The organism is Cellulomonas sp. P5_C6 (genome assembly GCF_054049635.1).
The window spans coordinates 1-10588 of record NZ_JBFULZ010000141.1 but is presented as its reverse complement, the minus strand read 5'-3'; the positions used below and the strand labels follow the sequence as shown (position 1 = coordinate 10588).

The 10588-nt window shown below is 74.9% G+C and carries 8 protein-coding genes; 1 reads left to right on the top strand and 7 read right to left on the bottom strand.

From position 1 onward, the window contains the following. From ACXJKG_RS15005 to leuS, 4 genes are all read right to left on the bottom strand, one after another. Positions 1-325, bottom strand: a 325-nt coding sequence (locus ACXJKG_RS15005; RefSeq protein ID WP_456846549.1) for a hypothetical protein, incomplete at its 3' end; no start/stop codon positions are given. A gap of 8 nt (positions 326-333) precedes the next feature. Beyond that, the gene (locus tag ACXJKG_RS15000; protein WP_456846548.1) at positions 334-1059 is read right to left on the bottom strand and encodes a ComEA family DNA-binding protein; all 726 of its coding nucleotides are present in this window, start codon (positions 1057-1059) and stop codon (positions 334-336) included. Positions 1060-1482: 423 nt separating this feature from the next. After that, complete coding sequence (locus ACXJKG_RS14995) at positions 1483-2445, bottom strand: DegV family protein (RefSeq protein WP_456846547.1); 963 nt, start codon at positions 2443-2445, stop codon at positions 1483-1485. Positions 2446-2450: 5 nt separating this feature from the next. Next, a complete protein-coding gene (leuS, locus tag ACXJKG_RS14990; protein ID WP_456846546.1) occupies positions 2451-5342 on the bottom strand; it encodes a leucine--tRNA ligase in 2892 nt (963 codons plus the stop codon). A gap of 78 nt (positions 5343-5420) precedes the next feature. Between leuS and ACXJKG_RS14985 the strand changes: the two genes are divergently transcribed. After that, positions 5421-7151, top strand: a complete 1731-nt coding sequence (locus ACXJKG_RS14985; protein WP_456846545.1) for a helicase HerA-like domain-containing protein — start codon at positions 5421-5423, stop codon at positions 7149-7151. Here ACXJKG_RS14985 and ACXJKG_RS14980 read toward each other — a convergent pair. The 3 genes from ACXJKG_RS14980 to ACXJKG_RS14970 all read right to left on the bottom strand — a co-directional run. Beyond that, positions 7089-8330 (bottom strand): MFS transporter, encoded by a 1242-nt coding sequence (locus ACXJKG_RS14980; RefSeq protein WP_456846544.1) that lies wholly within the window; start codon positions 8328-8330, stop codon positions 7089-7091. The genes ACXJKG_RS14985 and ACXJKG_RS14980 overlap by 63 nt on opposite strands. Before the next feature lie 82 nt (positions 8331-8412). Continuing rightward, the gene (locus tag ACXJKG_RS14975) at positions 8413-9090 is read right to left on the bottom strand and encodes a metal-dependent transcriptional regulator (RefSeq protein ID WP_456846543.1); all 678 of its coding nucleotides are present in this window, start codon (positions 9088-9090) and stop codon (positions 8413-8415) included. A 25-nt stretch (positions 9091-9115) separates the two neighbouring features. Then, the coding region (locus ACXJKG_RS14970; RefSeq protein ID WP_456846542.1) for a D-alanyl-D-alanine carboxypeptidase family protein at positions 9116-10588 on the bottom strand (1473 nt) is incomplete at its 5' end.

Sequence of the window (10588 nt, the reverse complement as noted above, 5' to 3'; positions counted from 1 at the left end):
CCGGCACGACGGCGGCGCGGACCGGTGCGCCGGGCACGTGCTCGGGCGCGCCCGCGCAGACCCGGAGCCCGACGGCCGCCACCCCGAGGGCGGCGATGGCGCAGGTCAGCGCGACGAGCGCCGGCATCCTGACCACGGCCAGCGCGGCGAGCCACGCGGCCGCCGCGGCCGGGAGGAGCCGGACGTCGACGGTCGTCGGCGGGTCGCTGTCGTCGGCCGGTGGGAGGGCGCCGATGCCCGGCGGGATGCGTTCGATCGAAGGCAGGGCGCGGGCCGCGGGCGGTTCGCGGGACAGGTGCGGATGATCGATCGGCGGGATCGGCATGCGAGCGGTCATACGCGGACGAGGTCGCGGAGGCGTTCGAGCAAGGTCGGGCCGATCCCCGGGACGTCCGCCAGCTCGTCGACGCTCGCGTACGGGCGGTCCTCGCGATGCGCGACGATCCGGCCGGCCAAGACGGGGCCGATGCCGGGCAGGGCGTCGAGGGCGGCCGCGTCCGCGGCGTTGAGGTCGACGCGCTCGTCGCCGCCCGCCGCCGCCGACGGACCGGCCACGGCCGCCGGGTCCCCCGCGGCCGGGACCACGACCTGCTCGCCGTCGACCAGCAGACGCGCGAGGTTCAGTGCTCCGAGCTGCGCGTCCGCGGTGGCGCTCCCGGCGGCCGCGATGGCGTCGACGACGCGGGAGCCCTCGGCGAGCCGGACGACGCCCGGGGCCGCGACGGCACCCACCACGTCGACGACGACCTGGGCGGTCGGTGGTGCCGTCGATCCCCCGGCCTGTGCCGGGGTGCCGCTCGGCACCGGGACGGGCAGGCTCACCGCCGGCCCCGGCGAGATCGACGCGGCGCGCAGAGCGACACCGCCCCCGACCAGCAGCAGCACCGCGCCGGCGCCTGCGGCGAGACGCGACGAGACCGCCCACCGCCAGCGGCGGCGGGGACCCGGCACGGGCGCGACCGAGGCACCGTGCGCGGCGGTGTAGCCCGCAGCGGCGCTCTGGAGCGCCGTGCCGGTGCGCGTCGGCGTGCTCGCGGGGTCGGGGCTGGGCTCCGGCACCTGGACCGTGGGGCCCGCAGGTTCAGGCGCGGGTGTCACGCCGCGCTGCCGGTCCGGACTGTCCATGCGCACTGGCGCGGGCACTGCCGCCGGGCCCGCCTCCGGGATCGGAACGTCCGGACCCGCTGGCGCTCGGTCCGGCGTCCAGCCCGCGCCCGGAGGAGCCGCTGGCTCGAAGAACCGCGCGAACGAGGCAGGAGGACCGGCGTGGGGGTCCGTGCTCGGGATGGGGTCGAAGGTGCGCGCGGAGTGGCGTGAGGGCGAGCGGCGGGGGGTCGTGAGCGCGGTGAGCCGGGCGGTCCGGGAGAGGTCGCGGTCACGGCGTGGCACCCGGTGAACCTACGGTCGAGGCGGCGGCGGGATCGACGGACGTCGGCGATCACTGCGTGACGACCATCGCTGCCCGGGCTGTGGGCGGCTCGGTCAGGCGTCGGCGACGACGATCGCGAGCAGGCCCGGTCCCGCGTGAGCCGCCAGCACCGCGCTCGACTCGCAGACCGCCGTCTCGACGAGCCGGTCGGCGGCGGCCTCCGCCAGCTCGGCCGCGAGCGCCGCGGCGACGTCCGGCTGGCCGAGGTGATGGACCGCGACCCGGGCGGACGGGCGGCGCAGGACGTCCTCGAGGGCGAGCGCCACCAGGCGTTCGCKGGCGGCTCGTCGCGTGCGCACCTTCTCGAGCACGTCGATGCCGCCGTCGTGCAGCGTGAGGATCGGGCGCAGACCCAGCACGATGCCGATCGCCGTCGCCGGGACGCTCAGCCGTCCGCCGCGGCGCAGGTGGTCCAGCGAGTCGACCAGGAACCAGACCCGGGTGGACGCGGCGACCGCGAGCGCGTGGTCGGCGACCTCCTGGCCGTCGGGCAGTCGCGCGTCGGTGTGCGATCGGGCGTGCCACCAGGCGCGGGCTGCCTCGAGCGGTCCAGCTGGCGCGGGCTCGGTCGCCGGCGTCTCGGGGCCGATCGAGAAGCGTGCCGCGTCGACGACCGCGAACCCGAGGGCCATCGCGACCGCCCCCGAGTCGACGACGTGCACGGGGACGGGCGACGTCTCCGCTGCGAGCTGCGCGGCGCGGACGGTGCCCGACAGGTCGCCCGAGAGGTGGATCGACACGATCTCCCGGGCACCCGACGCCGCTGCCCGCTCGTACGCGGACGCGAACGCGGCGGGCGGGGGCTGCGACGTCGTGACCGTGACGCCCTTGGTCAGCGCGCCGAGCAGGGCGCTCGGGGACAGGTCGACGCCCTCCACGTGGCGCTCGCCGTCGACGACCACGTCCAGCGGCACGACGCCGATGCCCCAGCGCTCGGCCGCGCCCTCGGGCAGCGAGGCCGTCGAGTCGGTGACGATCGCGACCGACGGCTGCTCGGGCCGGCGACGGCCGGGCACGGCGATCAGGCCGGGACGACGTTGACGAGCTTGGGCGCCCTGACGACGACGGTCCGGATGCCGCGGCCGTCGAGGGCGCGCTGCACACCGACGTCGGCCAGGGCCAGCTCGCGCAGGTCGTCGTCGGAGATCTCGGGCGAGACCTCGGCGCGACCGCGCACCTTGCCCTGCACCTGGAAGATGCACGTCACCGTGTCCTCGACCAGGTACGCCGGGTCCGCGACCGGGAACGGCTCGTGCGCGAGCGAGCGCTCGTGGCCCAGGCGGGACCACAGCTCCTCCGCGACGTGCGGGGCCACCGGGGCCGTCATCAGCACGAGGGCCTCGACAGCGGCGCGGGGCGTCGTCGGCAACGTGGTGAGGTGGTTGTTCAGCACGATCAGCCGCGAGATCGCCGTGTTGACCCGCATGGCCGCCATGTCCGCCGTCGTGTCCGCGATCGCCCGGTGCAGCACGCGCAGGGTCTCGTCGGACGGGGCGTCGTCGGACACGACGGTCGCCCCGGTCCCCTCGTCGACCACGTTGCGCCACAGCCGCTGCAGGAACCGCTGCGAGCCGACGACCGCGCGGGTCTCCCACGGCCGGGACAGGTCCAGCGGGCCCATCGACATCTCGTACACGCGCAGGGTGTCGGCGCCGTACTCCGCGTACATGTCGTCGGGCGTCACCATGTTCTTCAGCGACTTGCCCATCTTCCCGTACTCGCGGTTGACGGGCTGGCCCTGCCAGCTGAAGCCCGTCGCGGAGGTCGTGTCCTCCACGACCTCCTCGGCGGGCACGTGCACGCCGCGCTCGTCGGTGTAGGCGTACGCCTGGATGTAGCCCTGGTTGAACAGCTTGTGGAACGGCTCCCCGCTGGAGACGTGCCCCAGGTCGTGCAGGACCTTGTGCCAGAACCGGGCGTACAGCAGGTGCAGGACCGCGTGCTCGACGCCGCCGACGTACAGGTCGACGCCGCCGATCGAGCCGGGCTCCTGCTCCCCGTGGCCCGGGCCCATCCAGTACTGCTCCAGCGTGGGGTCCACCAGGACCGACTCGTTGGTCGGGTCCAGGTAGCGCAGGTAGTACCAGCACGAGCCGGCCCAGTTGGGCATCGTGTTGGTGTCGCGGCGGTACTGCTTGGGGCCGTCGCCCAGGTCGAGCGTGACGGCGACCCAGTCCTCGTTGCGGCCCAGCGGAGGCTCCGGCGTGGAGTGCGCGTCGTCGGCGTCGAACGTGCGCGGCGAGTAGTCCGGCACGTCCGGCAGGTTCACGGGCAGCGCCGACTGCGGGACAGCCAGCGGCAGGTCGTGCTCGTCGTAGACGATGGGGAACGGCTCGCCCCAGTAGCGCTGGCGGCTGAACAGCCAGTCACGCAGGCGGTACGTGATGGTGCCCTCGCCGACGCCCTTGGCGGTGAGCCAGTCGGTGATCGTCGCCTTGGCGTCGGCGACCGACAGCCCGTCCAGGCTGACCTCGTCGTTCGACGAGTTGATGGCCACGCCGTCGCCGGTGCGCGCACCGGGCTCGGTGCCCTCGGGGGCGTCGATCGTGTAGACGACCGGCAGGTCGAAGGCCTCGGCGAACGCGAAGTCGCGCTCGTCGCCGCCCGGCACGGCCATGATCGCGCCCGTGCCGTAGCCCATGAGGACGTAGTCGGCGGTGAACACCGGCAGCAGGTCGCCGTTGACCGGGTTCTGCGCCAGGTGGCCGGTGAACACGCCGGTCTTGCGGCCAGCGTCCGCCTGCCGCTCGACCGCGGTCTTGGCGGCCGTCTCCGCGCGGTAGGACGCGACCGCGTCGACCGGGGTGCGGTGGCCGCCCGTCCAGATGTCCTTGGTGCCGTCGGGCCACGCCGTGGGCACCTGGTCCAGCAGCGGGTGCTCCGGGGCGACGACGACGAACGTGGCGCCGAACAACGTGTCGGGGCGGGTGGTGAACACCTCGACCTGGTCGCCGCCCTGCACGGCGAAGCGGACCCGGGCGCCCGACGAGCGGCCGATCCAGTTGCGCTGCATCGCCTTGACCTTGTCGGGCCAGTCGATGTGCTCGAGGTCGTCGATCAGGCGGTCCGCGTAGGCCGTGATCCGCATGTTCCACTGGCGCAGGCTGCGCTGGAACACCGGGAAGTTGCCGCGCTCGGAGCGGCCGTCGGAGGTGACCTCCTCGTTGGCCAGCACCGTGCCCAGGCCGGGGCACCAGTTCACCGGCGTCTCGGAGACGTAGGCGAGGCGGTGCGTGTCCAGGACGCGACGACGAGCGACCTCGTCCAGCCCGGCCCACTCTGCACCGCGCAGGCCGGCGTCGTACTCCGCGACCAGCTCCGCGATGGGACGGGCCCGGCCGACGCCGCCGTCCGGCCGCGGCGCGGTCTCGTCGTACCAGGAGTCGAAGATCTGCAGGAAGATCCACTGCGTCCAGCGCACGTAGCCCGGGTCGATCGTCGCGAACGTGCGACGCGGGTCGTGGGCCAGGCCGAGCCGGCGCAGCTGGCGCTGCATGATGACGATGTTCGCCTCGGTGGTGGTGCGCGGGTGCTGCCCCGTCTGCACGGCGTACTGCTCGGCGGGCAGGCCGAACGCGTCGAACGCCAGCGCGTGCAGCACGTTGTCGCCCTGCATCCGGCGGAAGCGGCCGACCACGTCGGTGGCGATGTAGCCCAGCGGGTGGCCGATGTGCAGGCCGGCGCCCGAGGGGTACGGGAACATGTCCATGACGAAGAACGCGGGCTGCGCGGGGTCCGCGTGCTTCCCGTCGCCGTCGGTGAGCCCGCCCGTCGGGTTGGCGGCGAAGAACGTGCCGCGGTCAGCCCACTCGTCCTGCCAGCGCAGCTCGATCTCGCGCGCGAGCTCCGCGGTGTAGCGGAACGGCACGTCGTCGGTGGCGGTGGGCGTGGGGGAAGCGTCCTGCGAGGTCACCCGGCGAGTTTACCGACCGGTGGTGCTCCCCCCGCACCCGGCCGGGTGGGATCGGACCCGCCGCCGTATGCTCCGGACATGTCGGACAGCACGCCACCGTCGGCCGCCGGCTCGTCCGCCGCCGACCTCGCCGCCCTCCGCGCGGCCGCCGCGCAGGCGGCTGCCGAGGCCGCCGAGGCGAAGGCCCAGGCCGCGGCCGCCGCGCTCGCCGCCGCGGAGGCCGCCGCCGCGACCCCCACCGCGCCGCCGCCGGCGTCGGCCTCCACCCCCTCGGACCACGCGGCCGAGATCATCGCCGGCTACACGTTCGGCGGTCCGATGCTGCCGCTCGGCGCCCTGGTCGAGGACGACGTCCCGGTGCCCGGCGCGGTCGTCGGGATCCCGCTCGGCATGATGAACCGGCACGGCCTCGTGGCCGGTGCGACCGGCACGGGCAAGACCAAGACGCTGCAGGTGCTGGCCGAGGGCCTGTCCGCCGCGGGCGTGCCGGTGTTCGTCGCGGACATCAAGGGTGACCTCTCGGGGCTGGCCGTGGCGGGCGCGCCGAACGAGAAGCTGCTGGCCCGCACGGCGAGCCTCGGGCAGGAGTGGGTCGCGACGTCGTCGACGGTCGAGTTCCTCAGCCTCGGCGGGCTGGGCGAGGGCACGCCGGTGCGCACCACCGTCACCGACTTCGGTCCGCTGCTGCTGGGCAAGGTGCTCGGCCTCAACGCCACGCAGGAGTCGAGCCTGGGCCTGCTCATGCACTGGGCCGACACCCAGGGCCTCGCGCTGCTGGACCTCAAGGACCTCCAGGCCACCATCGCGTACCTGGTCAGCGACGAGGGCAAGCCGCAGCTCAAGGGCATCGGCGGGCTGTCGGCGGCGACCGCGGGCGTGATCCTGCGGGAGATCGTCGCGCTGCAGGCGCAGGGTGCCGACGCCTTCTTCGGCGAGCCGGCCTTCGACGTGTCCGAGCTGCTGCGGACCGCCCCCGACGGACGCGGCGTGATCAGCGCGCTCGAGCTGCCCGCGGTGCAGGACCGTCCCGCGCTGTTCTCCACGTTCCTCATGTGGCTGCTGGCGGAGCTGTTCCAGGAGCTGCCCGAGGTGGGCGACCCCGACAAGCCGCGGCTCGTGTTCTTCTTCGACGAGGCGCACCTGCTGTTCACGGGGGCGTCGGCGGACTTCCTCACGCAGGTCACGCAGACGGTCCGGCTGATCCGGTCGAAGGGCGTCGGCGTCTTCTTCGTCACGCAGAGCCCCAAGGACGTGCCCGCCGACGTGCTGGGCCAGCTGGGCAACCGCGTCCAGCACGCGCTGCGGGCGTTCACCCCCGACGACGCGAAGGCGCTGCGGGCCGCGGCGCGCACGTTCCCGACGTCGCCCTACGACCTCGAGCAGCTGCTCCAGTCGCTGGGGACCGGCGAGGCCGTCGTCACCGTGCAGTCGGAGCGCGGCACGCCGACGCCGGTGGCGTGGACGCGCCTGCGCGCGCCGCAGTCGTCGATGGAGCCGATGCCCGCGGCGGACCTGGCCGCGGCGGTCGCGGCATCGCCGCTGTCGGTCCGCTACGGCGCGGCCGTCGACCGCGAGTCGGCGTACGAGCTGCTCGCGGTGCGGGCCGAGAAGGCCCAGGAGGCGGCCCGGCGCGCCGACGAGGCGGAGCAGGCGGCCGACGAGGCGGAGCGCAGGGCGAAGGAGGCCCGGCAGGCCGCTCCGCGCCGGTCGACCAGCAGGACGAGCCCGCTGGACAGCCTGCTGCGGTCAGCGGGTACTCAGCTGGGGCGCGAGATCACGCGCTCGATCTTCGGCACGCGCCGCCGCTGACGGGGCCGGCAGCTCGGGCACCGGTCCACGCCCGACCACCAGCACGACGACCAGCCCGATCGCGGTGAGCCCGGCGCCCACCCAGGCGGGCGCGAGGTAGCCGAAGCCGCCGGCGATGACCAGGCCGCCGACGAACGCGCCGGTCGCGTTGCCCAGGTTGAGCGCGGAGTGGCACAGGGCTGCGCCGAGCGACGGTGCCGCGGGCGAGACGTCCATCAGGCGCGTCTGCAGCGACAGCCCGAGCACCTGCGAGGTGACCCCGAGCAGGACGAGCGCGAGCACGGCGGGCACCGGGTAGGAGCCGACGAGCGCGATGGACACGAGGACCACGATCGTGGCGATCATGGACCCGATGACCGTGCCCATCACCGACCGGTCGGCCAGCCGGCCACCGACCACCGTGCCGATCGTCATGCCGATCCCGTACAGCGCGAGCACGAGCGGCACGAGCGCGACGCCGAGGCCGGTCACCTCCGTGAGCAGCGGCTTGACGTAGGAGTAGACGGCGAACATCCCGCCGAACCCGACCGCGCCCGCGCCGAACGCGATCCACAGCCGTCGGTTGCGCAGGGCCGCCAGCTCGGTGCGGACGGTCGTGCCGGGCGCCGACGGCAGGGACGGCGTCCACGCGGACAGCGCCGCGAGCGTCACCAGACCGAGCGCCCCGACGCCCACGAAGGACCAGCGCCAGCCGACCGCGTGCCCGACGATCGCGGTGAGCGGCACCCCGACGGCGCACGCGATGGTCAGCCCGGCCATCATCGAGGCGACCGCGCGACCGCGCCGCTCCGGACCCACGACCGCGGTGCCCATCACCGCGCCGACGCCGAAGAACGCGCCGTGCGGCAGGCCGGCGAGGAACCGGGCCAGCACGAGCCAGCCCATGCTCGGCGCGAACGCGGACAGCACGTTGCCGATGGTGAAGGCGACCATGAGCAGCAGGAGCAGCCGCCGCCGGTCGAGCCGGGCGCCGAGGGCAGCCAGCGTCGGAGCGCCCACGACGACACCGAGGGCGTAGGCCGTGATCGCGTTGCCGGCCGTCGGGATGGAGACGTCGAAGCCCGACGCGATCTCGGGCAGCAGCCCCATCGTGGCGAACTCGGTGGTGCCGATGCCGAACCCGCCGAGGGCGAGGGCGAACAGCGCGGCGCGCGAACGCGCGGGCGTGAGCGTGACCAACGACGTGCCCTCCGGACGAATCGATTCGATCTCGGTGCGGAGTACGTCGTCGTCAGCTCCGGTGGATGGCGCCCAGCGTACGTCAGGCGGCGGGGACCAGCCAGATCGCCCGCGCCGCGACCTCGCCGAGGTCCACGGTCCGCGGGCCGACGCGCACGGAGATCACGCCCGCGACGGTGCGGCGCTCCACCACCGTGACGGCGGCGTCGAGGAGCAGGTCGACCGACTCCAGGTAGCGCAGCAGGCCCGGGTCGGCGTCGGAGATGCGGGCCACGGCCCACTCCCCCGGCTCCACGTCCCAGAGCACGCTCGCCGCAGGGACGTCGAGCGAGCCGTCCGCACCCGGGATCGGGTCGCCGTGCGGGTCCCGGCGCGGGTGGCCCAGCTGGGCGGAGACGCGCTCGACGAACAGGTCCGAGACGGCGTGCTCCAGCACCTCGGCCTCGTCGTGGACCTCGTCCCACCCGTAGCCCAGCACCTCGACCAGGAAGGTCTCGATGAGGCGGTGCCGCCGGACGACCGCGAGCGCGTGCCGCTCGCCGTCCGCCGTGAGCTCGATGGCGCCGTAGGGCTGATGGGTCACCAGACCGGCGTCGGCGAGGCGGCGGACCGTCTCCGAGACCGTCGACGCGCCGACGCCCAGGCGCGTGGCCAGCATCTTGGTGGTGACGGGCTGCTCCGACCACTCGCGGGCGGACCACACGACCTTGAGGTAGTCCTGCGTGACGGCGCTCAGCTCGGGTGTCGTCGGCGTGCTCACGCCGTCCAGACTAGGGCGCGCCCGCTCACCAGCCGTCGACGCTCCAGTGCCAGGGCTCGCTCGGCAGGTTCTGCAGGCCGTAGTCGGCGGCGTGCTCGGTGAGCCAGGCGAAGGCCGGAGACCCGGCCCGCAGCACCGCGCCGCCGACCGTGAAGTCGAGCGCGAGGCCCCGCTCGTGGCGGGACGTCCCCGGCGGCGCAGTCTGCGGCCGGCACGTGACCACGGTCGGGTCCGGCTCGGTCGGGCTGCAGTTCGCCGCCCGCAGCGCGATCTGCTGGCTCGCGCTGCGCCAGCCCCAGGCGTGCAGCTCGATGCCGTCGCCGAGCGCCGCGGTCATGAGGGCGTCGAGCGAGTCGGCCAGGCAGGGGTGGACGCGGACGCCGAACGCCGTGACGACCGTGTCCGCCTCGGGCACCGGCGCGTCCACGTCCGCGCAGTCGGTGGCCACGCGCCCGCTGGTCATCAGCTCGGCCGGGACGTCGACGCGCCAGAGCTCCTGGCCCGTGGGCGCCCGCAGCAGCAGCGCACCCTCCTCGAGCTGCAGGCTCGCGCCGGGGTTGCCGGGCGTGGCGGTGTCCCACAGGACCGAGCCGTCCGCCGCGGTGAGCACCACGTCACCGTCGTCCCGGACGGCGAGGGCGGCGGCACCGGCGACCGGCGCGCTCCACACAGCGGCGCCGTCGTAGGCGAGCGTGAGGCCGTCCGCGCCGAGCGCCAGCCGGAGGTGCCCGTCGGGCGAGCCGAGCTGCTGGCCCACCGCGAGCGGAACGCCGACGACCAGCGACGACGGGCCGATGACCGTGCCCGTCGACCACACGACGGCGCCCGTGGGGTCGTAGAGCACGAGGTCGCCGTCGTCCTGCAGGACCAGCGACGCGCCGGGGTGACCGGCCGTGCGGCTGCGCCAGGTCCGGTTGCCGTCGGCGTCGGTGACCACGAGGTTGCCGTCCTCGCGCAGCGTGAGCGTGGAGCCCGGCCGGTCCGTGCCGGTGGACCAGCGCGTCGCGGCGTCCGGACCGAGCAGGGCGACGTCCCCGTCATCGAGCACGACGAGGATCTGGCGTCCGTCCGGCGACGAGAGCGCCTCGCCCGGCGCCAGGCTCGAGCCGGCGGTGAGGATGGACGGCCGCACGGCGGTGCCCGAGTCCCACAGCTGCGTCCCGGCGGGGTCGAGCACGACGACGTCGCCGTCGTCCTGCAGGACGAGCCGGGACCCGGGGGTCGCAGTCAGGTCCGGACGCCAGCCGACCGTGCCGTCCCGAGCCGTCAGGGTGATCTCGCCGTCGACGCCCACCACCAGCTGCGACCCGGGGAGCGCCGGACCGGCGACCCAGCGCGGGTCGGGGTCGTCGCCGAACAGCGCGAGGCCGCCGTCGGCCTGGACCACGAGCGTCTGCGAGCCGTCCGGCGAGACGAGCGCCTGCCCGACCGCGAGCACCTCGCCCGGGCGCAGCTCACCCTCCCCGGCGGCCGCGCTCGCTCCGGGGGCGACCAGGAC